This window comes from Mesorhizobium sp. USDA 3734, assembly GCF_056279665.1.
The window spans coordinates 6,260,908-6,285,433 of record NZ_JBWCCW010000001.1 but is presented as its reverse complement, the minus strand read 5'-3'; the positions used below and the strand labels follow the sequence as shown (position 1 = coordinate 6,285,433).

Genomic DNA, 24,526 nt, shown 5'->3' with positions numbered 1-24,526 from the left:
TCAGCCTCCTTTCACCGAGCCGGCAAGCAGCCCGCGGACAAAATAGCGCTGCAGCGAGAAGAAGACGATCAGCGGCACGATGATGGTCACGAAAGCCGATGTCGTCAGGATCTCCCAGTCGCCGCCGCGTGAGCCCAAAAGCGCATTGAGCTTGGCGGTCAGCACGATCTGGTCTGCCTCTGTACCCAGGAAAACCATCGCCACCAGCAGATCGTTCCATACCCACAGGAACTGGAAGATGGCAAACGAAGCCAGCACCGGGAATGACAGCGGCAAGACGATCTTGACGAAGATCTCGAAATCGCTGGCGCCGTCGATGCGCGCCGATTCCATGATCTCGCGCGGCAGGCCGGCAATATAGCTGCGCAGCAGATAGATGGCGAAGGGCAGGCCGAAGCCGGTATGCGCCAGCCAGATGCCGAGATAGGTCTTCGACGGCATGCCGAAGAACGAGCCGACGCCATTGTAGAGTTTCAACAGCGGGATCAGCGACATCTGCAGCGGCACCACCAGCAGGCCGATGATGACCGCGATCAGCAGCGCCCGGCCGGGGAACCGCATCCAGGCCAGTGCATAGGCGGCAAAGGCCGCGATCAGGATCGGGATGACGGTCGCCGGGATGGTGACGGTCAGCGAGTTCATGAACGACCGTCCGATGCCCTCCGAAAACAACACCGTCTTGTAATTGTCGGTGGTGAATTTCGGCGGCGCCGACGAGGCATAGTAGATGCGCTGGCCACGATCGCCTTCGAACGCCTTGGGCGAGGCCATGACGAAGCTGCCGTCGGCGTTGAGCAGCAATGTCACGCCGTCGCCGAGATCGGCTGTCGTGCCGGCGGGATACTGCGTCGGTGCCGCCGATTTGACGCCGAAGGCGCTGATGTTGCGGGCAGCACCGTCACCGAAGATGTTGCCCTGAAGGACGAACTTGCCGTCCTTTTCGACTTGCGTCGAGGCGGCCGGCAGACGGCCGGCTTCGGTCTGGGTGGAGCTGGAGAACGAATTCCACCAGCCCGAGGCGATGATCTGGTTCTTGTCGCGCAGCGACGAGACCAGGATGCCGAGCGTCGGGATGGTCCAGATGGCGACGAAGACGAGCACGGCGATGTGGACGCCAAAGCGGCTGGCGAAGGAATTTCCGGTCGCAACGGCCATCTCAATGTCCTCCCGTCTCTTTGTTCGCCTGGCGGATGTTCCAGACCATGATCGGAATGACCGCGATCATGATGATGATGGCGATGGTGGCGCCACGGCCGAAATCGCCGCCGCCGCGGAACATCCAGTCGAACATCAGATTGGCCAGCACCTGGCTGTTCCACTGGCCGTTGGTCATGGTCAGCACGATGTCGAACACTTTCAGCACGAGAATGGTGATCGTGGTCCAGACGACGGCGATGGTGCCCCAGATCTGCGGCACCATAATCTTCCAGAAGATCTGGAATGGATTGGCGCCGTCGATGACGGCGGCTTCCAGCGTCTCTTCCGGGATGCCGCGCAAGGCGGAGGACAGGATGACCATGGCAAAGCCGGTCTGGATCCAGATCAGGATCACCATCAGGAAGAAATTGTTCCAGAACGGCAGCGATATCCAGACCTGCGGCTGGCCGCCGAAATGCTGGATGATGGCGTTGAGGATGCCGATCTGCGTCTGGCCCTCGCCACGATACTCATAGATGAATTTCCAGATCACGCTGGCGCCGACGAAGGAGATCGCCAGCGGCAGGAAGATCAGGCTCTTGGCGATGGTGCCCCACCAGATCTTGTCGGTGAGCACGGCGATGATCAGCCCGAGGAAGGTGCAGGCGGCGGGAACGACCGCCAGCCAGATGATGTTGTTGAGGATCGAGTTGCGGAACTCGCGGTCGCCGAAGGCCCATTCGTAATTGGCCAAGCCGACGAAGTTGATGCCGCCGCGATCGAGGAACGACAGCCGCAGCGTCTCGACCACCGGATAGATCAGGTAGATGGTCAGGATGATCATCGCCGGGCCAACAAACAGCCAGGGACGGACCAGCCCTTGCCGGCGCAGATTGTCGATGGCCGCGGCACCGGCGACGCCGCGCGACGGGAATATCAGGTCGACCAGCTTGTTGGCGCCCCAGAAATAGGCGACGCAACCGCCGACGCCGACGATGATGACGAAAATGGCCGAGAAAATCTGAGCCGCCATGGGTCCCTCCCCCTGCGCATCATTAGCCAAAGCCGAACGGTCCGGGCGGTGGATGCGCCGATTCAGTTGTTCAGAGTGCGATCGCCAGGCAAGACGGGTGTTCCCTTTTGCTGATCGCGCTTCATGCCGGATGTCTGTGTGCTCATGATAGTCGCTGCGGCATGGGCCGCCGGTCAGATCCGGGCCTCCAGGGCCCGGATCCACTTGGGATGGGATAGTCCAAACGTCCAGCCGAACGATCGGCTGCTTACCTGTCGACCGTCTACTTGATGGCGTCCCAGCTCTTCTGGATGTCGGTGGCGACATCCTGCGCGGACTTGCCGCCGACCAGGTCGATCATGCCGGTCCAGAAGGCGCCGGCGCCGATCTTGCCCGGCATCAGGTCGGAACCGTCGAAGCGGAAGGTCGAGGCGTTGGCGAGGATTTCGCCCTGCTTCTTCAGCGCGTCGCTGGCGTAGGCATCCTTGTTGACCGACTTGAGCGGCGTCACGAAACCACCCTCGGCCATCCAGATCTCATGGGCGAGAGGCATCTTCAGGAATTCGATGAACGCGCGGGCGCTCTTGCTGTCTTTCGTGATCATCGCCAGCGTACCGGCGCCGAGCACGGGTGTGCCCAGTTCAGGCTTGGAGGCATAGGGCGGGAAGTAGAAGAAGTCCGCGTCCTGGCCGACCTTGGTGCCTTCCGGGAAGAAGGTCGGGATGAACGACGCCTGATGGTGCAGGTAGCATTTCGGCGGCACCGAGAAGAGGCCCTTCGGGCTGTCGCGGAAATCGGTCGCCGCAACCGCCTTGGCGCCGCCGTCGACCATCTTGTCGTCGGTCGCGATCTTGCCGAAGATGTCGATGGCGTTGACCACCGCCGGATCGTTGAACGGGATCTCGTTCTTCACCCATTTGTCATAGGTTTCCGGAGACTGGGTGCGCAGCATCAGGTCTTCGACCCAGTCGGTCGCCGGCCAGCCGGTGGCGCCGCCCGAACCGAGGCCGATGCACCACGGCTTGCCGCCATCGGCAATGATCTTCTTTTCGAGATCGGCGAGTTCTTCCTGCGTCTTCGGCACCTTGTAGCCGGCTTCCTCGAAATTGTCCGGCGAGTACCAGACCAGCGACTTCACGTCGGCCTTGTAGGGGAAGGCGAAGAAGCCCGGCTTGCCGTCCTTGTCCTTGAAGGTGCCGAGATCGACCCATGACTGGCCGGCGCCGTAATTGTCCTTGACCCATTTGGCGGTGTCGTCACCGAGTGGCGTCAAAAGGCCCTTCGATGCCAGGTCCTGGATCAGACCCGGCTGCGGCAGCACGGCGATGTTGGGCGGGCTGCCGGCCTGTGTGTCGATGACGATCTGCTGTTCGTAATTCTCCGAGGAGGAGTATTTGATCTCGACGCCGGTGGCTTCCGAGAAATAGTCGAGAACGCCGCGCACCAGGCCTTCGTCCTCACCGCGCCACGGTCCGAAGATCGACAGCGTCTCACCCTTGAGGTCGACTTTCTTGAGCTCTTCGTAGTTCGCCCAGTTGAAGCGCTTGTCCTCACCCGGCTTGAACTTCAATTCGGCATGCGCGGGCGCGTTCAGGGTGAGCGTGGCAAACGCGGCACCCAGCAAAAGCATTTTCTTCATCGGTATTCCTCCCAGTGGGTCACACACCGGACGGAACCTCCATTCCGCCCGCCGACGCCGCAGGACTGTGACTCAGTCAGAAAGGAACCGCAACCTTTCGAAGAGTCTTCCAAAGCGCTTTGGCTTTTTTGATCACGCCATTGAATCGCTTGGAAGTCAAGAGGGTGGCGAACTAATCGATTTAACTTCGCGCATTTGCGGCAGAAAAAGTGCGCTGCAACATGCTTTTATGGCAGTGCAGCAGCAATTTTTGTTTCAAACCGGCCCAAACCGCGTCTATGCTTCATCCTCCTATGGACCGGCCCTTGCGGCACTTGGGTCGATTCAATTTAAAAGCGCTTTGAGGGAATGGAGACCTTTCGTGAACCTCAAGCAGCTCGCCCATATGCTGGCACTTTCGCAGACCACGGTAAGCCGCGCTCTGAACGGCTATCCCGAGGTCAACGAGGAAACGCGAAGGCGGGTGATGGATGCCGCCAAGCGCCATGGCTACCGCCCCAATCCGAGCGCGCGCCGGCTGGCGACCGGCAAGACCGGCATGATCGGCTATGTCCTGCCGACCGGCGCCGCCGTCGACATCGATCCGCATTTCGTCGAGTTCCTGTCCGGCCTCGGCGACTACGCCCGCTCGCACGAACTCGACCTGGTGCTGTCGCCGGCCGACGCCGACGATCAGGAGACGACCTACCGGCGCATCGTCGCCAACCGGCAGGTCGACGCCGTCTACATCTCCTCGCCAAGGCCCGCCGACCGGCGTGTGGCGCTGGTCAACACGCTCGGCATTCCCTTCATCGTCCATGGCCGCAGCGAAGGTTTCGATTTCGACTATGCCTTCACCGACATCGACAATGAGGGCGCCTTCCACGAGGCGGCCAGGCTGCTGATCCAGCTCGGTCACCGGCGGCTGGCGCTGATCAACGGCGACGATCGCGAGACCTTCGCCATCCATCGCGAGCGCGGCGTGCGCCGGGCGCTCGCCGCGAGCGGGCTGACATTGGGCGAGCGCCATGTCTGCTCGGTGGCGATGACCGAGGAGAACGGCTATCGCGCCACAAGGCGTTTGCTGGAAGAGGGCGACGCGCCGACGGCGATCGCCTGCTCCAGCCTGATCATGGCGCTGGGTGTCGTGCGTGCGGTGCGCGACCTCGGCCTGAGCATTCCGGGTGACGTCTCGCTGATCGCCCATGACGATGTCTTCCCCTGGCTGAGGCCGGAGAATTTTTCGGTGCCGCTGTCGACGACGCGTTCATCCATCCGTCTCGCCGGCGCCCGCATCGCCGAGCGGCTGGCGGCACGCATCTCGGGGTTGGAGGAGGGCGCCCGCGGCGAGGTCTGGCCGGTCGACCTGGTGGTCAGGGGATCGGTCGCCGGGGCGCCGGTTTAGAGGCCAAAACTCAATCATTGGCAGCGACGGAGTTCGACTCGAGGCGGCGTCCGCTTTCCATGACGCGAATGGCCGCTTCGCGCCGCATGCCGGCCATTCAGCGCCCGTTCGCTTCTTCCCAAAAGCTGCCGTTGTTCATCTCGCTCGTAACCACGTGCGTATGGATATCTTCCTGACGGGCGTACGCGACGAGTTTGGCGCCGAGGAATTGCACTTCACCAATATCCACAGCGGCGAGGGGCCGTGGAAGTCGGTCAGCCCCCGCAGGCGCGCGGAGATAATCGCGGCCTGCCGGGAGCATCAGATCGATGAAGTGTGGTCCCGGTCATTTTGGCAATGTCCGGCATCGAAATCGGGAAGTCGATTTCGATGCTGTCGCCAGCGAACTGCCGTGGCGGCTTGGAGGACGCTGCTCGATCGATACCCTTCCTTGGCCAACCGGGATCCCGGACGAGAGCGTCCGCGCCGGTGGTGTGGCGCGGACGCTCGGAAGAAATGCGCGATTGATGCGGGAGTATCCATTCCACTCACCCGGGGCCTCGTCAGGCAAAGGTGGCCGAAAGACGCGGCCACCGGATTGGCCTATGCATATGCGGCTTCGATCTCCCTCACTCCAGTCTTTATCGGCGCTGTGAGATCCAGCACCATGCGGCCGTCTATCTTGCCCGCCTTGAGCCGCGCGAAGATCTCGTTGATATCGCCCAACGGCGCTTTGGTGATTTCGGCCCGTACCTTGCCCTCGGCGGCGAAGGCAATGGCTTCGTCGAGATCGCGTCGCGTACCGACGATGGATCCGCGCAGGGTGATACGCTTCAGCACGACGTCAAAGATCGGGGTCGGGAATTCCCCTGCCGGGAGACCGACAAGAGCGACTGTGCCCTTGCGGCGCACCATGTTTATCGCCTGAGAGAAGGCTGGTGGCGAGACGGCCGTCACCAGAATGCCGTGGGCGCCGCCGCCGGTCGCCTTGAGGACATCGGCCACTGCGTCCGGGGAGCGGGCGTCAATGACCACATCCGCTCCGGTCGCACTCGCCAGGGCGAGTTTGTCCGGTGCGATGTCGAGTGCCACGACCTTGAGCCCCATCGCCTTGGCATACTGGATCGCCACATGGCCGAGGCCGCCTATGCCGGAAATCGCCACCCATTCGCCCGGACGGGCTTCGGTCTCCTTCAGCCCCTTGTAGGTCGTGACGCCAGCGCACAGGATCGGGGCAATCTGGGCGAAATCGACACCAACTGGAAGTCGCGCGGTGAAGGCTGCCGACGCGATAACATATTCCGCGAAGCCGCCATCGCAGCTATAGCCGGTATCGTGTTGATGCTCGCACAGCGTCTCCCAACCGGTTTCGCAATATTCGCAGCTCAGGCAGGCATCGTGCAGCCAGGCCACGCCGACCGGATCGCCCTCCTTGAAATCGATCACGCCTGGCCCGAGTGCGGCCACGATGCCCGCCACCTCATGGCCGGGGATGAAGGGCGGCACAGGCTTCACCGGCCAGTCGCCGGAGGCTGCATGCAGGTCCGTATGGCAAACACCACAGGCGATAACCTTGACGAGCAGTTCACCTGGCCCCGGCACTGGCACCGGCACATCCTCGATCGTAAGCGGCTTGCCGAATGCCCGTACGACGGCGGCCTTCATCGTCTTCACCATGATGCAACTCCTTTGTCGATGAGGGCAGACTAAGCGCTGCGGCAGGAGGTGCCTTGACCGAAATCAATGTGCCTATTTGGGCAGGGCATAAAGCTGGGGTCTCCGTGGCCCTGGGATCTTCCCGGGTTTCAAGACAAGGAAGTTGTCATGTCCCAGCACGCCCTCGAACTCGTCCGCTCCAAGGGAAATATTCCAGCCCGCTATGGCAACTTCATCGGGGGGAAATGGGTCGCGCCGTTGGACGGGCAGTATTTCACCGACTACAGCCCGATCAACGGCCAACGCCTCGTCGAGGTGGCGAAGTCGACGCCTGCGGACGTGGAAGCCGCGCTTGATGCGGCCTACAAGGCCAAGGACGGCTGGGCACGCATGGCACCCGCCGAGCGGTCGCGGCTGCTCAACAAGGTCGCCGACCGTATGGAGGAGAATCTCGAACTGCTGGCGCTGGCCGAAACGCTGGACAACGGCAAGCCGATCCGCGAGACGCGGGCTGCCGATGTGCCGCTTGCCATCGATCATTTCCGGTATTTCGCGGGTTGTGTCCGCGCCGACGAAGGCTCCATTTCCACAATTGATGACGACACGGTCGCCTATCACTTCAAGGAGCCGCTGGGTGTCGTCGGTCAGATAATTCCCTGGAACTTCCCGCTGCTGATGGCGGCCTGGAAGATTGCGCCGGCGCTTGCCGCCGGCAATTGCACAGTGATCAAGCCTGCCTCCAACACGCCGCTCACGCTCTTGATCTTCGCTAATCTGACGGCAGACATCCTGCCGCCCGGCGTGCTCAACGTCGTCACGGGCCCGGGCGGGTCGGTCGGACGGGCGATCGCCGCCAATCCGCGCATATCCAAGGTGTCGTTCACCGGCGAGACGACAACGGGAAGGCAGATCATGGGATATGCGGCCGAGCACCTGATTCCGCAGACCATGGAGTTGGGTGGCAAATCGCCGAACATCTTCATGGCCGACGTCATGGATGCCGATGACGAATTCTTCGACAAGGCGCTTGAAGGCTTCGCCCTTTTCGCCTTCAACAAGGGGGAAGTCTGCACCTGCCCTTCGCGAGCGCTTGTCCAGGAGTCGATCTTTGACAAGTTCATGGAGCGCGCGGTGGCTCGGGTCGCTAAGATCAAGGTCGGCGATCCGCTCGATCCCTTGACGCAGATGGGCGCGCAGGCTTCCGAAGATCAGTTGACCAAGATCCTTGACTATATCGAGATCGGCAAGCAGGAAGGTGCCAAATGCCTGACTGGCGGCGAGCGCGCCAATCTCGGTGGAGACCTGGAAAAGGGCTACTTCCTGAAGCCGACCGTGTTCAGCGGAGACAACAGCATGCGGATATTTCAAGAGGAGATTTTCGGCCCGGTGCTGTCGGTCACAACGTTCAAGACCGTAGAAGATGCGATCCGCATCGGCAATGATACCGTCTATGGTCTGGGCGCCGGGGTCTGGTCGCGCAACGGCAACGACGCCTACCGGGTCGGGCGCGGCATCCAGGCCGGGCGGGTGTGGACCAATTGCTATCACGCTTATCCTGCTCATGCCGCCTTCGGCGGCTACAAAGCTTCCGGGTTCGGGCGGGAGAACCACAAGATGATGCTCGACCACTATCAGCAGACAAAGAATCTGCTGGTCAGCTACTCGACCAAAGCACTCGGGTTTTTCTGAACCCTGGCCTTGGGAGATGGCGCTGGGATGCGCCATCTCCCAAGGGAAATGACGGTATTCTTTGCTTGCTGCGAAAACCGATCAATGCCGGTCTGTGAAGAAGGAATCGACAGGTCCTATTTTCAACCCTGACAGCGACCTCATAACCGTCGCTGCCATCGACGCACACCTTGTCTCAAAAGCTGCACCAAGGTGTCCGTTTTTGGAACTTGAGCTTACGTCGGTGTGACGCCTTCCGTGAGCGCGTTAATGCAGCGGCTGCTTGCTGGTGGATTCCCGCGGATAGCGGATAGTCCGCTTCCGGCCCCATTCCGGTCATTCGAGAATTGGGGGCGAATGACCGCTCCTGGCGTAATACGGTTGTTCCTCGCGTCAGCCTCGGGCTTCGGCTGCCCGCCCATCTAGGCCATTGGCGGCAAGTCAATCGATTGAGTTTTGACCCGATCCATCTCGACCAAAACTCATTCCTTCGCCGCTCCCGCCGCCTTGATGTCCAGCAGCCCATAGCCGAAGTCATTATCTCGCCCCTTGGGGCCGAGGTCTTTCGCCGTTGCCGCGAGCGCCTTCTCGATATCGTCGGCCGAGCGATCGGGCGCGGCATGGAGGAGATTGGCGATGGCGCCGCTCACGATCGCCGCCGCAAACGAGGTGCCGGTGACCACGTCCGAGCCGGCGCCGCTCGGCGCCACCATCTCGACGCCGGGCGCGGAGATGAAGACATAGGCGCCGCGATTGGCCTGCGGCATCAGCCCGTCCTTGGCATCGGTGGCAGTCACCGCGATGACGCCGTCGAAGGCGGCCGGATAACCATAGGGCGCTTTCGGCCCGTTGTTGCCGGCGGCGGCGACCAGCACCATGCCCAGCGCCCTTGCATTGCGGCAGGCGACGCTGAGCAGGTCGTTCTTCGGCCCGACAAAGCTCATATTGATGATGCGCACGTCCTGCTCGGCTGCCCAGTCGAGTGCCGCCAGGATGACGTCCATGGTCGATTTGCCGCCCTCGAAGGCACGCGCGTGGTAGATCCTGGCGCCCGGAGCCATGCCTTCCAGCGCGCCGACGCCGGCGATCAGGCCGTCGATCGACGTGCCGTGATCGCGCTTTTCGATCGGCACGTCGGGCATGGCGTCGAACTGCCCGGCAATGACGCCTGCCAGCGCCGGGTTGGTGTCGTCGATGCCGGTGTCGATCACCGCGATGCGGACGTTTTCGCCACTGGCTTGTTTGGAATCGAGCGCGATGCGGTCGAAGGCATAGTTGACGATGCCGGCGGCCTGCTGCAGCGAATAGACATGGTTGGGCTCGCGCCGCTGGGTGCGGCCGTCGGCGGCCAGTTGCGCCAGAACGACACCGACGGGCCGGCCGTCGGGAATGCCGAAGCGCACCAGCGTGGTGCCAAGCAGCCGCGACTGGCGTTGCGAGCGCACCTGCAGGCCGAAGGAAGCGGCGATCTGCTGGACAGTGCCGGCATCACCGTCGACGGTCACCAGCACCTCGTCGGGCACGAAATCGCCGACCACCGCGCGCGGCGACTGAACGGCGATGAGATCGGTCGGCGAGACGATCGGGCCACCAGGCGGGGGGCCGGCTTGAGTATCGGCCGGCGGTGTCGCGGGCGCCGGCCGTGGCGTCGGCACCGGTGCCGGCGGCGCCGCCGGGTTGGGAAACAGGTCGACGATCAGCGCCGGCAGGAAGACAGCGCCGGATTGACCGGCGTCCGATCCGCTCTTTGTGTCATTGCCGTCCTTGGCGCAATCGGCTCCCGCCGCGCTGGTCCCGTTGCGGCAGTCGGTTTTCGTCTGGTCGGGATCGGCGCTGGTCTGCGCCGACGCGGGCACGGCGGCGATTGTCATCGCCGCCGCTAGCATTGCCGCAAATCGAAGGGCCGCCTCAGCCGCCATCAACCGGTTTCCTTCCCGCGATCACAGTTTCCGTAAAAGGCTGGGCGGCAATAAGGCCGATTTGCTTCGCATAGTCGGCTGCGTTGGCGGCGGGGACGCCAAGCCGGAACACGCCGTCGGCGGTCGGTCCACCGATGATCTTCAGCCCGTTGCCGCCGAGGAAGGCGGAAATGTCCGACATCCTTGCATCCGGCTTGAACTTGACCAGGGCGAACGGCATTTTCGCCAGATCGTCTTGCGCGCCGGCAATTTCGAAATCATTGCCCTTGCCGCCGGGCTCGACAAACGACTGCACCATGACCAGGGCCAGCAAAACCGCGGCCGCGGCCCAGGCGACACCGACCGGCACCGCCATGAAGTGGCCCCAGGCCTGCGCCAGCCAGGATGAACCCGCCGGCTTGCGCGCAGGTCCAGCCTCGGCGTCCAACGCCTTGGCGAAGCGACTGAGCGCATCGGCCGGCGGCCGGATCGCTTCGTTGGCGGCCGTCGTGCCGGAGAATTCGGCTTCCACTTCGCCAAGGGCGGCAAGTGCGGCCGGATCGCTGGCCAGCCATTCCTCGACGGCTTCCAGATCCGAACCTTCCAGCGAGCCGTTCAGATAGAACGGCAGCAGCGTTTCCAGTTCGTCGCGGCGCGACATCTTTTCAGCGGCGCTCATGGCCACCCCCTGTCGTAACCGGCGGCCTTGAGGGCCTCGCCGAGTTTCTTGCGGGCGTAGAACATCCGGGTCTTGACGGTGGCGACCGGAATGTCGAGCACCTCGCCGATCTCGCTCACCGACTGTCCGTGATAATAGGCAAGGTCGATCACCACGCGATGCTCTTGGGGCAAGGCATCGACGAAGCGCCGCAAGGCGGCAGCCTTGTCTTCCTTCATGGTGACGACTTCCGGCGTGTCGGCGCTATCGGGCACCGCGGCGGCGGCCTCGTCGTCGATCCAGTCTTCTTTCTTCTTGCGTAGCAAGGACAGCGCCTTGAAACGGGCGATGCCGAGCAGCCATGTCGAGACTTCGGAGCGTCCTTCGAAGCCAGGCGCCTGGCGCCACAGTTCGAGAAACACTTCATTGGCGATATCGTCAGCCATCATTTCCGATCCCGTCTGGCGCGCCACGAAGCGGTAGACCCGCGCGTGGTGACGCATGAACAGCAGCCGCACGGCGGCACGGTCGCCCTTCGCGACCCGGTCGACAAGCGCGCGATCGGTCTCCGTCGCTGCCGTCATGGCCGGTCGAGCCGCCTGGCTCCTGTCTGCTCTGTCGCTGATCGGCCCAAAAAGGTTCATCCTCCGCCAAGGAATTTTGTGGAGGCTAACCGAAGAGCGGGGACGTGGCCAGAGGGTGAGGAGCGTCCCGCCGGAGGCGGGTCAATCGACAACGATTTGTCGATTGAAGTGACGAACGCCCGAAGCCATAGCGTAGGGCCGGCAGGGGAGGTAGGCTATCACTGCCCGGCCCTTCGCAGGCTCAGGGCGTTCGAAGCTCGAAAAGCCAAGCAGTTGGCTTCTCGTCCGCTACGCGGACCGCTTCTCACCCCAAGAACGGCTTCGCCTTCATCGTCGCCGGCACGGGAACACCCAGCCGGCTCAGAACCGTTGGCGCCAATTGCAGCTGGTCGAGCAGCGTGTCGGCCTGCGGACCCTTGCCGGCACCGAAATAATACAGCGCGAAATCCTGCATCTCGTCGTCATGGCCGCCATGATGACCACGATCGGTCTGGCCATGGTCGGCGGTGACCATCACCTCATAACCGGCTTCGATCCAGCGCGGCAGGAAGGCGGCCAGCATGCCGTCCATCGCATAGACGGCATGGTCCATCTCGTGGCAGTCATGGCCGAAGCGGTGCCCCATCGAGTCCAGCGTGCAGGTGTGCAGGATGCCGTAGTCGATGCCGTGGCGTTTGGTCAGCATGGTCAGCGTCGCGAACAGGTCGACGTCGCTCGGCGTCATCTGGTTGCGGGCGTTGTAGCCGGTCATGGTGTGGAAGCGGCCATGCGTGATCGGCCCGCTTGGCTCGTCGAATTCCATGTCCTCGACCAGGTCGAAGGGATAGGCGCGGAAGAACTCCGACCAGTAGGAATGCGTCACCGCACCCGTCTTGCCGCCGGCCTTGCTGACTTCGGAGAAGATGTCGGGCTGCCCGACGCGGAACCGGTTCTCGTTGGACAGGATGCCGTGCACCTGCGGCGAAACCCCGGTGTGGATCGAGGCGTAGCAGCAGGCTGAGGTCGACGGCAGCACGGAGCGCATCTTCCAGACCCGCGCCTCGCCCGATTGCACCCAGCCTTCGAGATTGCCCATCAGCCGACGCCAGTTCCTGTAGGGCACGCCGTCGAGGATGATCAGCAGAAGCTTGGATTTGAGCGCCATGGGCTGCTCCATGCGGTTTGGCAGTTGAAACGGGAACGCCGTGTGCCGTTTTGGGCACACGGCGTTCTTGATAAATGAAATCGGACGATCAGATTTCGGCTAAGCGTTGAGCCAGCACTCGCCGAGCGCGTAGCCGTCCATCATTTCGCCGATCGGGCTCTTGGCGAAACCGCTGATCTTGTTGGTGGCGGCGGCGTCGATGAACTGGTTGAAGAAAGGCACGATCAGCCCGCCTTCGTCGCGCATCATCACCGCCATGTCGTGGTAGATCGCCTTGCGCTTGGCCTGGTCGAGTTCGCCGCGCGCGGTAAACAGCATCTTGTCGAATTCCGGGCGCTTGAAACGCGTGTCGTTCCAGTCGGCGGTCGAGACGTAACCGGTGGAATACATCTGGTCCTGCGTGGCGCGTCCGCCCCAGTAGGAGAGCGAGAAGGGCTGCTTGTTCCAGACCTCCGACCAATAGCCGTCGCCGGGCTCGCGCTTGATCTCGATCTTGATGCCGGCCTTGGCGCAGGACTGCTGATAGAGCTGGGCGGCATCGACAGCGCCCGGGAAGGCGACATCCGAGGTGCGCAGCACGATCGAGCCGCTATGGCCTGATTTCTTGTAGGCTGCCGCCGCCTTGTCCGGGTCGAATTTGCGCTGCTCGATGTCGGCGGAGAACAGCGGATAGGCCTCGTTGATCGGGAAGTCGTTGCCGACCGAACCATAGCCGCGCAGGATCTTTTCCAGCATTTCCTCGCGGTCCATGGCGAGTTTCAGCGCCATCCGCAGGTCGTTGCTGTCGAAGGGGGCTGTGTCGCAGAACATGTTGAACGGGTAGTAGCCCTTGCCCGACACGTTCTCGATGGTGACGCCCGCGATGCGCTTGACCAGATCCACCACCTTGGGTTCGACGCGGTTGATCATGTGCACCTGACCACCCTGCAAGGCAGCCAACCGCGCCGTAGCGTCGTTGATGACGACGATTTCGACCTGGTCGGCATGGCCGGCCTTGTCGCCTTGCCAGTAATTGGCGAAGCGCTCGCCACCGTGGCGCACGCCCGGCTGGTTGACGGTGACCTTGTAGGGCCCGGCGCTGATGCCGGCATTCGGATCGTCCTTGCCGCCATTCGGCTGGATGACGAGATGGTAGTCGGCCATCAGATAGGGGAAGTCGGCATCGGCGTCGCCGAGCGTGACGATCACTTCCTTGCCGCTCGCCTTGACGCCCTTGATGTTCTTGAGGATGCCGAGCGCGCCGGATTTCGACTTCTCGTCGGCATGGCGCTCGATGGTGGCCGCGATGTCCTCGGCGGTGACGGTCTTGCCATTGTGGAACTCGATGCCGTCGCGCACCTTGATCGTCCAGGTCTTGGCGTCCTTGGCGGCGCCGATCTCCTCAGCGATCAGATTTGTCAGGCTGTTGTCGGGCATCAGCCGGACGAGGTATTCGCCCCACTGCTTGCCGAAGCTGTAGGTGACCTGGCTGAGGTTGAGCGCCGGGTCGAGGCTGTTGGTCGATTCGCCGCCTTGCAGACCGGCCTTGATCGTTCCTCCCTTGACGGGCGTCTGGGCAAAAGCCTTGCCGGCCAGCGTCGTTGCCAGTGCCGCCGACACGCCAAGTGCGGCTGTGCGGCCGAGGAAGTCGCGGCGCGATATCCGGCCCTGGCCGGCGAGCTCAGCGAGATGGTCGAGTTCAGTCTTCATGTCCTACCCCTTTTAAGAAAAAAACCTGCGGGCGCCGCCCGTCCGCAGGACGTGTGGCGCTCTAGTGTTGCATCCGGATGACGGCCGCCGGTTCCCCTGACCTTGGCGGACCGCCTGGCTTGCTCTGACGCAATTCCGGACAGAAAATCGGTTCCCACTTTTCCTGGAATTGCTCTAGTTCCCCGCGCTGGCCATGCGCCGTCCCTTGATCGCCTTTTCCAGCCAGCCGATCTCCATCTCGGGGACCGAGGAAAGCAGAAGATCGGTATAGGCGTCGAAGGGTGGCGCCAGCACCTTGCTCTTGGGGCCGTAGCGCACCACTTCGCCGCGATACATCACCGCGATCGAATCGGCGATCGACTTCACCGTGGCGAGGTCGTGGGTGATGAACAGATAGGCGACGTTCTCCTCCTTCTGCAGCTCGAGCAGCAGCTTGAGGATGCCGTTGGCGACCAGCGGATCGAGCGCCGAGGTCACCTCGTCGCAGATGATCAGCTTCGGCTTGGCGGCAAGCGACCGGGCGATGCAGACGCGCTGCTTCTGGCCGCCGGAAAGCTCGGCCGGATAGCGGTCGGAAAAGCCCTTGCCCATCTCGATCTTGTCGAGCAGCTCGGCGACGCGTTTGTCGCGCTCGCGGCCGCGTATGCCGAAATAGAATTCGAGCGGCCGGCCGATAATGGTGCCGACGGTCTGGCGCGGGTTCATAGCCACATCGGCCATCTGGTAGATCATCTGCAGCTGGCGCAGATCCTCCTTCGGCCGATCGGCCAGCCGGTTTGCCAGCGGGCGCCCGTCGAAGGTGACGGTCCCCTGTTCGGGCGGCAGCAGGCCGGTGATGGCGCGCGCCAGCGTCGACTTGCCGGAGCCGGACTCGCCGACGACGGCCAGCGTCTGACCCGGATAGATGTCGACCGAGACGTTCTTCAGCACCTTGATGTGGCTGCGGCCATAGGCGGCGGTGACGTTCTTTACCGACAGGAACGGCGTCATGCCGGGCTTCTGCTCGGCATGTTCGATCTCATGCACCGACACCAGCGCGTTGGTGTATTCCTGGCGCGGCTCCTTGATGATCTGCCGCGTGCCGCCCCATTCGACCAGCCGGCCATGGCGCAGCACCATGATCTCGTCCGAGACCTGGGCGACGACGGCAAGGTCGTGCGTGATGTAGAGCGCAGCGACATGGGTGTCGCGGATGGCGTCCTTGATCGCCGCCAGCACATCGATCTGCGTCGTCACGTCCAGCGCCGTGGTCGGCTCGTCGAAGACGATCAGGTCCGGCTCGGAGCATAGCGCCATCGCCGTCATCACACGCTGCAACTGGCCGCCCGAGACCTGGTGCGGAAAGCGCTCGCCGATGGTCTCGGGGTTTGGCAGGCTGAGCTTCTTGAACAGCGCAACCGCGCGCTTCTCGGCCTCGGCTCGTGTCGCGGTGCCGTGCAGCAGCGTGGCTTCCACCACCTGATCCATCAGTCTGTGGGCCGGATTGAAGGCCGCTGCCGCCGACTGCGCGACATAGCAGACTTCGCGGCCGCGCAATTTGCGGAAGCCATCCTTGCCACCCTTGAGGATGTCGCGGCCGTTGAGGATGACCTCGCCGCCGGTGATGCGCACGCCGCCGCGTCCATAGCCCATCGAAGACAGGCCGATGGTCGACTTGCCGGCGCCAGATTCGCCGATCAGGCCGAGCACCTTGCCCTTCTCGAGCGTCAGCGAGACATCGTGCACCAGCACAATGTTCTTCGGCGGTTCGCCGGGCGGGAAGACGGTGGCCTCGATGCGCAGATTGCGGATGTCGAGCAGAAGGCCAGGTTTCGCTTTGCTGTCAGCCATCACCCGCGTCCTCCCTTGAGGCTTGTCGTCCGGTTGAGCACCCAGTCGGCGACCAGGTTGACGGAAATCGCCAGCAAGGCGATCGCCGCCGCCGGGATAAGCGCGGCCGCGATGCCGAAGACGATGCCGTCCTTGTTTTCCTTGACCATGCCGCCCCAGTCGGCATCCGGCGGCTGCACGCCAAGGCCGAGAAACGACAGCGTCGACAGGAACAGCACGGCGTAGATGAAGCGCAGGCCGAGTTCGGAAACCAGCGGCGACAGCGCATTGGGCAGGATCTCACGGAAGATGATCCAGGCGCTGCCTTCACCGCGCAGTTTCGCTGCCTCGACATAGTCCATGACATTGATGTCGACGGCGACCGCGCGCGACAGGCGATAGACGCGGGTCGAGTCGAGAATGCCCATCACCAGGATCAGCGTCACCAGGTTGGTCGGCAGCACGGAGAGCACGACGAGACCCATGATCAACGTCGGGATCGACATCAGCAGATCGACGAGGCGCGACAGCAGCGTGTCGAACCAGCCGCCGAAGACCGCCGCCGAGAAGCCGAGGATGGCGCCGAGCGAGAACGACAGCGCGGTGGCCAGCACCGCGATGAACAGAGTGATGCGGGCGCCGTAGATCATGCGCGACAAGAGATCGCGGCCGAGATTGTCGGTCCCGAGCAAATGGGTCGCCGACATAGGCTCCCAGACATCGCCGACGATTTCGCCATTGCCGTGCGGCGCGATCCACGGTGCGAAGACCGCCGCCAGCACGAACAGTGCCGTCAGGATTATGCCGATCAGTGCGGGGATGGGGATGCGTTTGATATCGAGCATATCCGCCCCCTATTTCGGATGTCTGAGACGCGGATTGGCGACGATCGCCGCTATGTCCGCAATGATGTTCAGGCTGATGTAGACGGCGGCGAAGATCAGGCCGACTGCCTGGACCACCGGCACGTCGCGTTTGGTGACGTGGTCGACCAGATACTGTCCCATGCCCGGATAGACGAAGATCACCTCGACCACGACGACACCGACGATGAGATAAGCAAGGTTGAGCATCACCACGTTGATGATCGGCGCGATGGCATTGGGGAAGGCGTGCTTGCGTATGACGTTGAAGGCCGACAGGCCTTTCAGTTCCGCCGTCTCGACATAGGCCGACTGCATGACATTGAGGATCGCCGCACGTGTCATGCGCATCATGTGGGCGAGCACGACCAGCGTCAGCGCCGTCGCCGGCAGTGCGATCGCCTGCATCCGCTCGCCGAACGGCATGCCGTCATAGACGGTCGAAATGCCGGGGAATATCTGCCATTTCACGGCGAAGAAATAGACGAGCACATAGCCGATGAAGAATTCGGGAAACGACGTCGAGGCGAGCGCCAGTCCGGAAATCAGCTTGTCGACCCAGCCGTTGCGGTAGCGCACCGCGATCAGGCCGAGGATGATCGCCAGCGGCACGGCGACGATCGCCGCCCAGAAGGCGAGGAAGAGCGTGTTCCACAGCCGTCCCTTGATCGACGTGGCGATATCCTGCCCGCTCGACATGGCCGTGCCAAGATCGCCGGTCAGCACGCCGCCCAGCCAATGGAAATACCTGAGATAGGCTGGCTGGTTGAGGCCGAGCTGCTCGCGCAGATTGGCGAGCGACTCCGGCGTCGCCGACTGTCCGAGAATGGCTTGCGCGACGTCGCCGGGCAGGATCTGGGTGCCGGCGAAGATCAGGACCGAAACGGCCAACAAGAGGAGAATGCCCAGCGCAACGCGCTGGGCCACCAGTTTCAAGATGGGTGAAGACATATCCGCAAGGCCAAGCTCAGGCTTCGAGCCAGCACTTCGCCAGCGCGTAGCCGTTCATCAGCTCCTGATGCGGATCGTCGACCCAGCCGCCGACCTTGGCGCCGGTCGCGTCGATGAACTGGTTGAACATCGGCAGGATCAGGCCACCGTCGTCGCGCACCATGACGGCCATGTCGTGGTACATCTGCTTGCGCTTGGCCTCATCGAGCTCGGCGCGCGCCGCCAGCACCATCTTGTCGAAGTCCGGACGGATGAAACGCGTGTCGTTCCAGTCGGCAGTCGACAGATAGGCCGTCGAATACATCTGGTCCTGGGTCGAACGGCCGCCCCAGTAGGAGGCGCAGAACGGCTGCTTGTTCCAGACCTCGTTCCAGTAGCCGTCGCCGGGCTCGCGCTTTATCTCGAGCGTGATGCCGGCCTTGGCCGCGCTCTGCTGGAAGAGCTGCGCTGCATCGACGGCGCCGGGGAAGGCGACATCCGAAGTGCGCAGCAGCACCCGAGCCGTCGTGACCCGATTTCTTGAAGTGGAACTTGGCCTTGTCCGGGTCGTACTTGCGCTGCTCGATCTCGGTGAACAGCGGATAGGACGCGTTGATCGGGAAGTCGTTGCCGAGCGAGCCGTAGCCACGCAGGATCTTGTCCAGCATTTCCTCGCGGTCGATCGCCAGCTTCAGTGCCATGCGCAAATCGGCGTTGTCGAACGGCGCCGTGTTGCAATGCATGATGAACACGTAGTGGCCGGGACCGGCGTGATTGCGGATGGTGACGCCCGGCAGGCGCTTGATCAGGTCGACGATCTTGGGCTCGACGCGGTTGATCATGTTGACCTGGCCGCCCTGCAGGGCCGCGGTACGTGCGGTGGCATCGTTGATGACGATGACCTCGATCTGGTCGGCATGGCCCATCTTGTCGCCCTGCCAGTAATTGGCGAAGCGCTCCGCGCCATGGCGCACGCCAGGCTCGTTGGTCTTGACCACGTAAGGGCCGGCCGAGATGCCGGCATCTGGCTTGTCCTTGCCGCCGTTCGGCTGGACGATCAGGTGATAGTCGCTAAGCAGGTAGGGAAGGTCGGCGTTCGCCTCCTTCAGCGTCAGCACCACTTCCTTGCCGCTGGCCTTGATGGTTTCGATGCCCTTCATGTAGCCGAGTGCGCCGGACTTCGACTTCTCGTCGGAATGGCGCTCGAGTGTGGCGGCCACGTCTTCGGCGGTCACCGTCTTGCCGTTGTGGAATTCGACGCCGTCGCGGATCTTCAGCGTCCACACCTTGGCGTCGTCTGACGAGCCGATCTCCTCGGCGATGCGGTTCTCGAGCTTGCCCTCGGGGGACAGTTCGACGATCATTTCGCCCCAGCACTTGCCGAAGGCGAACGGCACCTGCGTCATCATCAGCGCCGGATCGAGGCTGTTGGTGGATTCACCGCCGACCAGGCCGGCCTTCAGCGTACCGCCCTTGACCGGGCCCGCCGCGCGCGCAGCACTTGAAAGCAGCGAGTTGGCGAAGGGCGCTGAGATGCCGAGCGCTGCCGCCCGACCGAGAAAGTCACGACGGCTCAGTTTGTCCGACGCGACACGCCGGCTAAGGAATTCGAGTTCGTTTGACATATTGAGTTCCTCACTCTGTTGGTTCGACTCTGCGGTCGTTTTTCTTGTTTCTTGTGAGGAGAATAATGACCGCAAGGGAAAGCGGTAAGCAAGACCGAATGCGACATGCCGTGGCGTAAATCGTACGTCGCAATTGGACCAATGAAGTCGGCGCTCAAAGAAGCGCGCGCGGCACCTTCTCCTCGAAATTGCGCTCGAAAACGAGTTTCTCGCCCTCATAGGCCTCAATTCTGGCGCTGACGATGAAGTTTTGCGCGTCCGACCGCATTTCGGCGGATGTCTCGGTGCGCACCGACCATCCATTTCGCGACAGGGTCTGCGTCCAGTGCGTCTTTCCCGAGGCCGACAGCGGATCGTCGGGATGGATCGTCCAGGTCTCGCGGGCGACGCTGCCGTTTGCCAGGCCATGGGCGAGATCGCGGACCTCGCCGAAATCATCAACGATGGAAAGCGTGACAATTCCGGTCTTCTCGTCGCGATCGACATGACGCTCGGAATTGGCGGCGCGGATCGTCTCCGTTGCCCAGGGAGTGGCCCCTTCCGGCTCGGCGAACGTTGCTTCGTCGCCTGTCGCCAGCGGCCGCAGCGGCAAGCTGAGCATCGCTGCCGACAGGGTGAGCCGTACCGGCTCCGGCGACGGCCAGATGACAGGCCAATAGGCATTCGAAACGGCAACACGCAGTCGGTGGCCGGCCGGCACACGATAGGCGCATTGATCGAGCACGACACGCGCAGACACGGTTTCGCCCGGCACCAGCGCTTCAGGGAATTCATGTGAATAGCGATGCGTCAGGTTGAGCACGCCGTAGGAGATCAACTCCGAAGCACCGTCGGGATGCACGTCGCACAGCCGGATCGCGATATTGGCCTGCGGACGATCGGAGGACAGCCGCACCGCAACTTCGGGCGCGCCGACAATGTCGATCGCCTCGTTGAGTTCCGGCTGGTCGAAACACACCGACAAGGCATCGTCGGGGCGCTGATCGCCGGGCAGTTCCGGGCCGAAGGTGAAGGGGAAATACTCGCCGCCGGCCAGGCCGCAGCTTTGCGGCGAGGCGACGATGGCGGGTTTTTCACCTGTGGGGATGAGCTCAATCGCCTGCGTCTTGATGTTGGGCGACGGCCATTGCTTTTCCGCCACCCAGCGGCCCGGACGCTCCGGATGCCAGCGCGCCGGACGCACGCTGTCCATCACATAGGCGCGGTAGGCAGGGTCGGCCTCGACGCCGGTGTCGATATCCTTCAGCCAATGGTCCCACCAGCGCAACGCCTCCTGCAGGAAGCCAATGGCCGGCTGAGGCCCGGCATAATGCGGATATTTATGGATCCAGGGGCCGACGATGCCCTTGACCGGCGCCTCGATGTTGGTGACGAGGTGCGAGATCGTGTTGCGGTAGCCGTCATGCCAGCCTCCGATCGACAGCACCGCGGCTTTTACGGCGGAATAATCCTCGCAGATCGAGCCGCGCTTCCAGTAGGCATCGCGGTGCTGGTGGCTGAGCCAGAGCGGCAAAAGGAAGGACTGGTTCTCCAGTCGTGACAGCCACAGATCACGCCAGCGGTTGTCGCCGGCGATCAGCGGGTCCGGCGGCCGCGACGAGTAGGAGAGCATGGTCGAGGCCCAGCCGAAATTCTCGATCAGCAAGCAGCCGCCCTTGTAGTGGATGTCGTCGGCATAGCGGTCGACGGTCGAGCACAGGCTGATCACCGCCTTCAGCGCCGGCGGCTGCTTGGCCGCCACCTGCAGGCAGTTGAAGCCGCCCCAGGAAATGCCCATCATGCCGACCTTGCCGTTGCACCAGGGCTGGCTTGCCGCCCAGGCGACGACGTCGCAGGCATCCTGCAATTCCTGCTCGGAATATTCGTCGTCCATCAGCCCTTCGGAATCGCCATTGCCGCGCATGTCGACGCGGATCGAGGCATATCCGTGGCCGGCGAAATAGGGATGCGTCAGCTGATCGCGAAAGATGGTGCCGTCGCGCTTGCGGTAAGGCAGATGCTCGAGGATTGCCGGCACCGGATCATCGCCGGCGTCTTCCGGCATCCACACCCGCGCCGACAGCCGGCAGCCATCGGGCATGACGATGCCCATGTCCGGGAATTCGACGACCTTGCGGGGAAATTCGGTGACGGTTTTCATAGGGGGACTCCAAGGATGTCAGTGACGCATGAAGCGTGCACGTCATGAAGTCAAACGGACGACGGCCTGTGTCCCCGGGACGACGCGTCGTGGGTCCGATTCACACTTTCTATCTTGCACCACCCTATTAATTTATGTATTACTTTTATTCACTAGACCCGACGCTCTGAGGACGATCTCGCCTGAAAATCGTTTGGGATGAGCCAAAGCGCCTGACGAACCTCGAAAACCGAGGTCTCGACTTTGCCGAACTCGATATTGAGTTTTTTGCCACTTCAACGGTCCTCCCGGCTAAGGCCGGCCGGTTCAAGGCGATTGGCGAATTCGGAGAGATAATTGTCGCCGTGATCTTCAAGCCGCTTGGTTCCGAAGCGATTTCGGTGATCTCGATGCGCCGTGCCAGCCGAAAGGAAAGGTCAGCACATGAGCAATCCTAAATCACATATTCGACCGCTTACCGATGAGGAAGAAGCGGAAATTCAAAGACAAATTGCCGCTGATCCCGACGACGCTGAAGCGACCGACGAACAGCTGTCGCAAGCCAAGCCTTTCGCGGAAGTGTTTCCGGAGCTTTTCGAAAGCATAAGGCGTGCTCGCGGCCGGCCAGCCGTGGAGAAGCCCAAGCAAGTTGTGTCCATCCGTCTGGACCAGGATGTCGTCAGAAAGTTCAAGGCGACCGGTAAGGGCTGGCAGGCCAGAATAAATGAAGTGCTGAAAAACACGAAGGTAAGCTAGGCGATCCGCGCGTCAGTTCAGCGGAATATCGTTTTCGCCCTTGCTCGCCTGGTAGGCGCCGGACAGTTCATCATAGCGTGCCGAGATCTCGCCGATGCGCGTTTCCAGGCGCTGGCGCTCTGCCTCGGGCAACGCCCGCACCAGCCCGCGGATGGAAAAGCTCTTCCAATAGGCGTTCTCGGTGTTGTAGCCGCCGGGATCGAGGGTGAAGACCTCTTTCAGGATCTTCAGGTCGTGCGGGATAGCAAAACTGTCGCGCGAATCCTCGTGGCTGAACAGATAGTAGAAATTGTCGAAGCCGGTCCAGGTGATCGCCGACAGGCACAGCGAGCAGGGCTCGTGCGTGGCGATGAAGATGGCGTCTTTCGTATCGACGCGCTCCGCCTTCGGCATTTCGTAGAAGCGCTTCAGGCAATGCACCTCGCCATGCCAGAGCGGGTTCTCGATCTCGTTGTTGGTCTCGGCCAGCACCAGCGAACGGTCGTCCTTGCGCAGGATGGCCGCGCCGAACAGCTTGTTGCCATGGGCAACGCCGTCGGCCGTCTTCGGCACGATGTCGTGCTCGATAACATCGAGCAGGCGGTCGATCAGTGAGATATCGGTCATTATAGGCTCTCGTCGGGGAGATGGATCTCGTAGGCGTGCGGGAAATGGAATTCCTCGAGGTTGGAACCATCTCCGCCGCGATCGACGATCAGGAAATCCTGGACCTCGCCGAGTGGCGTCAGCACGCCGTGCCACAGATTGCGCCGGTAGTTGATGCCTTGTCCGGGTGCGGTGATGAAAGCATGCGGCTCCCCCGGTCCCTGATCGCCGTCATGGCAGACGACGACCAGGAACGGGCGTGGCGACAGTGGAATGAACGCCTGGCTGCCGAAAGGGTGGCGCTCGACCATGCCTAGCTTCAGCGGCAATTCGTAGGGCGTGCCGCGCACCATGGAGATCAGCACGCGGGCGTTCGGTCCAGTTGCTTCAGCGGTTGCGAGATCGTGATAGCGCTCGGCCTTGCCGCCATTGATCGGGTAGTGGTTGTCGCCGCCCATGTCGATGACGTCGCCGAAGGGGGCAAAGCTCTCGCGGGTCAGCGGCCGCGCGACGATCCGCGTCATGGCGCGCGCTTTGCGATGCCTGCGCCGCCGAGCTTGGCGTGCCGGTTGACGTCCTTGTAGAGCAGATAGCGGAATTTACCCGGGCCGCCTGCATAGCAGGCCTGCGGGCAGAAGGCGCGCAGCCACATGTAGTCGCCGGCTTCGACCTCCACCCAGTCCTGATTGAGGCGGTAGACCGCCTTGCCTTCAAGCACATAGAGGCCGTGCTCCATGACATGGGTCTCGGCGAAGGGGATGACCGCGCCCGGCTCCAGCGTCACAATGGTCATGTGCATATCGTGGCGCAAATCGGCCGGATCGACGAACCGCGTCGTCGCCCAGCGGCCTTCGGTGCCGGGCATCGGCGTCGGCGCGATCTCCTGTTCGTTGGTGAAGAAGGCTTCCGGTGTATCGAGACCGTCGACCGCCTCGTAAGCCTTGCGAATCCAGTGGAAGCGGACATCGGCCTTGCCTTCGTTGCGAACTGTCCAGCCGCTAGCCGGCGGCAGGAAAGCAAATCCACCGGGCCGCATGACATGTTTCTTGCCGGCAAGCAGAACCGTCAGTTCGCCTTCAACCACAAACAGGGCGCCTTCCGCATCGACATCGGGTTCCGGCCGATCGCTGCCGCCGCCGGGCGCGACCTCGACAATGTATTGCGAGAACGTCTCGGCAAAACCGGACAGTGGTCGCGACAAGATCCAGACGCGGGTCTTGTCCCAGAACGGCAAGGCACTGGTGACGATGTCCTGCATCACACCCCGGGGGATGACGGCGTAGGCTTCGGTGAACGCGGCGCGGCCGGTCAGAAGCTCGCTCTGGCCGGGATGGCCGCCATGCGGTGCGTAATAGGTTCGCTCGGGCATCCTGATCGTATCCATGGGTTCA

General features: G+C 62.7%; 20 protein-coding genes and 1 pseudogene. 4 read left to right on the top strand and 17 right to left on the bottom strand.

The features are described from left to right. The 3 genes from ACZ89F_RS29965 to ACZ89F_RS29955 all read right to left on the bottom strand — a co-directional run bounded on the left by ACZ89F_RS29965 (position 1) and on the right by ACZ89F_RS29955 (position 3,788). Positions 1-1,155 (bottom strand): carbohydrate ABC transporter permease, encoded by a 1,155-nt coding sequence (locus ACZ89F_RS29965; protein ID WP_109666831.1) that lies wholly within the window; start codon positions 1,153-1,155, stop codon positions 1-3. A 1-nt stretch (position 1,156) separates the two neighbouring features. Beyond that, positions 1,157-2,170, bottom strand: a complete 1,014-nt coding sequence (locus ACZ89F_RS29960) for a carbohydrate ABC transporter permease (RefSeq protein ID WP_183445972.1) — start codon at positions 2,168-2,170, stop codon at positions 1,157-1,159. A 262-nt stretch (positions 2,171-2,432) separates the two neighbouring features. Continuing rightward, positions 2,433-3,788 carry an ABC transporter substrate-binding protein gene (locus tag ACZ89F_RS29955; RefSeq protein ID WP_476095756.1) on the bottom strand — a complete coding sequence of 452 codons (1,356 nt, stop codon included), beginning with the start codon at positions 3,786-3,788 and terminating at the stop codon, positions 2,433-2,435. Between the two features lie 361 nt (positions 3,789-4,149). On the opposite strand from ACZ89F_RS29955, the gene ACZ89F_RS29950 reads away from it, so the two are divergent. Next, complete coding sequence (locus ACZ89F_RS29950; protein ID WP_476095754.1) at positions 4,150-5,172, top strand: substrate-binding domain-containing protein; 1,023 nt, start codon at positions 4,150-4,152, stop codon at positions 5,170-5,172. Positions 5,173-5,754: 582 nt separating this feature from the next. Here the strand turns inward: ACZ89F_RS29950 and adhP are convergent. Further along, positions 5,755-6,828, bottom strand: a complete 1,074-nt coding sequence (gene adhP / locus ACZ89F_RS29945; RefSeq protein ID WP_476095752.1) for an alcohol dehydrogenase AdhP — start codon at positions 6,826-6,828, stop codon at positions 5,755-5,757. Positions 6,829-6,975: 147 nt separating this feature from the next. Here adhP and ACZ89F_RS29940 point away from each other — a divergent pair, with 147 nt between their 5' ends. After that, the gene (locus ACZ89F_RS29940; protein ID WP_476095750.1) at positions 6,976-8,496 is read left to right on the top strand and encodes an aldehyde dehydrogenase family protein; all 1,521 of its coding nucleotides are present in this window, start codon (positions 6,976-6,978) and stop codon (positions 8,494-8,496) included. A gap of 461 nt (positions 8,497-8,957) precedes the next feature. On the opposite strand, the gene ACZ89F_RS29935 is transcribed toward ACZ89F_RS29940, so the two are convergent. The 10 genes and pseudogenes from ACZ89F_RS29935 to ACZ89F_RS29890 form a co-directional block, all read right to left on the bottom strand. Continuing rightward, entirely contained in the window at positions 8,958-10,394 is a 1,437-nt protein-coding gene (locus tag ACZ89F_RS29935) for a S8 family serine peptidase (protein ID WP_476095749.1), read from the bottom strand. Next, positions 10,384-11,052 (bottom strand): anti-sigma factor, encoded by a 669-nt coding sequence (locus tag ACZ89F_RS29930; RefSeq protein ID WP_476095747.1) that lies wholly within the window; start codon positions 11,050-11,052, stop codon positions 10,384-10,386. The genes ACZ89F_RS29935 and ACZ89F_RS29930 overlap by 11 nt, the downstream gene beginning before the upstream one ends. Continuing rightward, a complete protein-coding gene (locus ACZ89F_RS29925) occupies positions 11,049-11,615 on the bottom strand; it encodes a sigma-70 family RNA polymerase sigma factor (RefSeq protein ID WP_476095745.1) in 567 nt (188 codons plus the stop codon). The genes ACZ89F_RS29930 and ACZ89F_RS29925 overlap by 4 nt, the downstream gene beginning before the upstream one ends. Before the next feature lie 304 nt (positions 11,616-11,919). Continuing rightward, positions 11,920-12,759: an alkaline phosphatase family protein gene (locus tag ACZ89F_RS29920; RefSeq protein WP_476095743.1), complete on the bottom strand. Its 840-nt coding sequence runs from the start codon at positions 12,757-12,759 to the stop codon at positions 11,920-11,922. 99 nt (positions 12,760-12,858) lie between these two features. Continuing rightward, positions 12,859-14,448, bottom strand: coding sequence for an ABC transporter substrate-binding protein (locus tag ACZ89F_RS29915; RefSeq protein ID WP_476095741.1), 1,590 nt, complete (start codon positions 14,446-14,448; stop codon positions 12,859-12,861). A 174-nt stretch (positions 14,449-14,622) separates the two neighbouring features. Then, complete coding sequence (locus ACZ89F_RS29910) at positions 14,623-16,278, bottom strand: ABC transporter ATP-binding protein (RefSeq protein WP_476095740.1); 1,656 nt, start codon at positions 16,276-16,278, stop codon at positions 14,623-14,625. Further along, positions 16,278-17,102 (bottom strand): ABC transporter permease, encoded by an 825-nt coding sequence (locus tag ACZ89F_RS29905; protein WP_109665561.1) that lies wholly within the window; start codon positions 17,100-17,102, stop codon positions 16,278-16,280. The genes ACZ89F_RS29910 and ACZ89F_RS29905 overlap by 1 nt, the downstream gene beginning before the upstream one ends. A 9-nt stretch (positions 17,103-17,111) precedes the next feature. After that, positions 17,112-18,071 carry an ABC transporter permease gene (locus ACZ89F_RS29900; RefSeq protein ID WP_013528249.1) on the bottom strand — a complete coding sequence of 320 codons (960 nt, stop codon included), beginning with the start codon at positions 18,069-18,071 and terminating at the stop codon, positions 17,112-17,114. Between the two features lie 16 nt (positions 18,072-18,087). Then, a pseudogene (locus ACZ89F_RS29895) lies at positions 18,088-19,675 on the bottom strand (ABC transporter substrate-binding protein). A gap of 154 nt (positions 19,676-19,829) precedes the next feature. Further along, entirely contained in the window at positions 19,830-21,815 is a 1,986-nt protein-coding gene (locus ACZ89F_RS29890; protein WP_476095738.1) for a CocE/NonD family hydrolase, read from the bottom strand. 182 nt (positions 21,816-21,997) lie between these two features. On the opposite strand from ACZ89F_RS29890, the gene ACZ89F_RS29885 reads away from it, so the two are divergent. Both ACZ89F_RS29885 and ACZ89F_RS29880 read left to right on the top strand, forming a co-directional pair. Further along, a complete protein-coding gene (locus tag ACZ89F_RS29885) occupies positions 21,998-22,252 on the top strand; it encodes a BrnT family toxin (protein WP_476097430.1) in 255 nt (84 codons plus the stop codon). Then, entirely contained in the window at positions 22,239-22,550 is a 312-nt protein-coding gene (locus ACZ89F_RS29880) for a BrnA antitoxin family protein (protein ID WP_476095737.1), read from the top strand. Before ACZ89F_RS29885 ends, ACZ89F_RS29880 begins: the two co-directional genes overlap by 14 nt. A gap of 12 nt (positions 22,551-22,562) precedes the next feature. Here ACZ89F_RS29880 and ACZ89F_RS29875 read toward each other — a convergent pair whose 3' ends face one another. From ACZ89F_RS29875 to ACZ89F_RS29865, 3 genes are read right to left on the bottom strand one after another with little or no spacing between them, the layout of a single operon-like run. After that, positions 22,563-23,156 carry a nucleoside deaminase gene (locus ACZ89F_RS29875; protein ID WP_476095735.1) on the bottom strand — a complete coding sequence of 198 codons (594 nt, stop codon included), beginning with the start codon at positions 23,154-23,156 and terminating at the stop codon, positions 22,563-22,565. Then, positions 23,156-23,659, bottom strand: coding sequence for an ureidoglycolate lyase (locus ACZ89F_RS29870; protein ID WP_476095733.1), 504 nt, complete (start codon positions 23,657-23,659; stop codon positions 23,156-23,158). The genes ACZ89F_RS29875 and ACZ89F_RS29870 overlap by 1 nt, the downstream gene beginning before the upstream one ends. Beyond that, on the bottom strand, positions 23,656-24,519 hold the full coding sequence (locus ACZ89F_RS29865) for a bifunctional allantoicase/(S)-ureidoglycine aminohydrolase (RefSeq protein WP_476095731.1): 864 nt from the start codon (positions 24,517-24,519) through the stop codon (positions 23,656-23,658). The genes ACZ89F_RS29870 and ACZ89F_RS29865 overlap by 4 nt, the downstream gene beginning before the upstream one ends. Positions 24,520-24,526 lie beyond the last annotated feature (7 nt).

What these genes read in the sequence shown, in the direction of transcription:
- ACZ89F_RS29955 (WP_476095756.1), bottom strand. Translation starts at nt 3,788, where the DNA reads ATGAAGAAAATGCTTTTGCTGGGTGCCGCGTTTGCCACGCTCACCCTG.
- ACZ89F_RS29930 (WP_476095747.1), bottom strand. Translation starts at nt 11,052, where the DNA reads ATGAGCGCCGCTGAAAAGATGTCGCGCCGCGACGAACTGGAAACGCTG.
- ACZ89F_RS29890 (WP_476095738.1), bottom strand. Translation starts at nt 21,815, where the DNA reads ATGAAAACCGTCACCGAATTTCCCCGCAAGGTCGTCGAATTCCCGGAC.
- ACZ89F_RS29960 (WP_183445972.1), bottom strand. Translation starts at nt 2,170, where the DNA reads ATGGCGGCTCAGATTTTCTCGGCCATTTTCGTCATCATCGTCGGCGTC.
- ACZ89F_RS29910 (WP_476095740.1), bottom strand. Translation starts at nt 16,278, where the DNA reads ATGGCTGACAGCAAAGCGAAACCTGGCCTTCTGCTCGACATCCGCAAT.
- ACZ89F_RS29875 (WP_476095735.1), bottom strand. Translation starts at nt 23,156, where the DNA reads ATGACCGATATCTCACTGATCGACCGCCTGCTCGATGTTATCGAGCAC.
- ACZ89F_RS29965 (WP_109666831.1), bottom strand. Translation starts at nt 1,155, where the DNA reads ATGGCCGTTGCGACCGGAAATTCCTTCGCCAGCCGCTTTGGCGTCCAC.
- ACZ89F_RS29915 (WP_476095741.1), bottom strand. Translation starts at nt 14,448, where the DNA reads ATGAAGACTGAACTCGACCATCTCGCTGAGCTCGCCGGCCAGGGCCGG.
- ACZ89F_RS29925 (WP_476095745.1), bottom strand. Translation starts at nt 11,615, where the DNA reads ATGACGGCAGCGACGGAGACCGATCGCGCGCTTGTCGACCGGGTCGCG.
- ACZ89F_RS29880 (WP_476095737.1), top strand. Translation starts at nt 22,239, where the DNA reads ATGAGCAATCCTAAATCACATATTCGACCGCTTACCGATGAGGAAGAA.
- ACZ89F_RS29900 (WP_013528249.1), bottom strand. Translation starts at nt 18,071, where the DNA reads ATGTCTTCACCCATCTTGAAACTGGTGGCCCAGCGCGTTGCGCTGGGC.
- ACZ89F_RS29920 (WP_476095743.1), bottom strand. Translation starts at nt 12,759, where the DNA reads ATGGCGCTCAAATCCAAGCTTCTGCTGATCATCCTCGACGGCGTGCCC.
- ACZ89F_RS29905 (WP_109665561.1), bottom strand. Translation starts at nt 17,102, where the DNA reads ATGCTCGATATCAAACGCATCCCCATCCCCGCACTGATCGGCATAATC.
- adhP (WP_476095752.1), bottom strand. Translation starts at nt 6,828, where the DNA reads ATGGTGAAGACGATGAAGGCCGCCGTCGTACGGGCATTCGGCAAGCCG.
- ACZ89F_RS29935 (WP_476095749.1), bottom strand. Translation starts at nt 10,394, where the DNA reads ATGGCGGCTGAGGCGGCCCTTCGATTTGCGGCAATGCTAGCGGCGGCG.
- ACZ89F_RS29940 (WP_476095750.1), top strand. Translation starts at nt 6,976, where the DNA reads ATGTCCCAGCACGCCCTCGAACTCGTCCGCTCCAAGGGAAATATTCCA.
- ACZ89F_RS29870 (WP_476095733.1), bottom strand. Translation starts at nt 23,659, where the DNA reads ATGACGCGGATCGTCGCGCGGCCGCTGACCCGCGAGAGCTTTGCCCCC.
- ACZ89F_RS29865 (WP_476095731.1), bottom strand. Translation starts at nt 24,519, where the DNA reads ATGGATACGATCAGGATGCCCGAGCGAACCTATTACGCACCGCATGGC.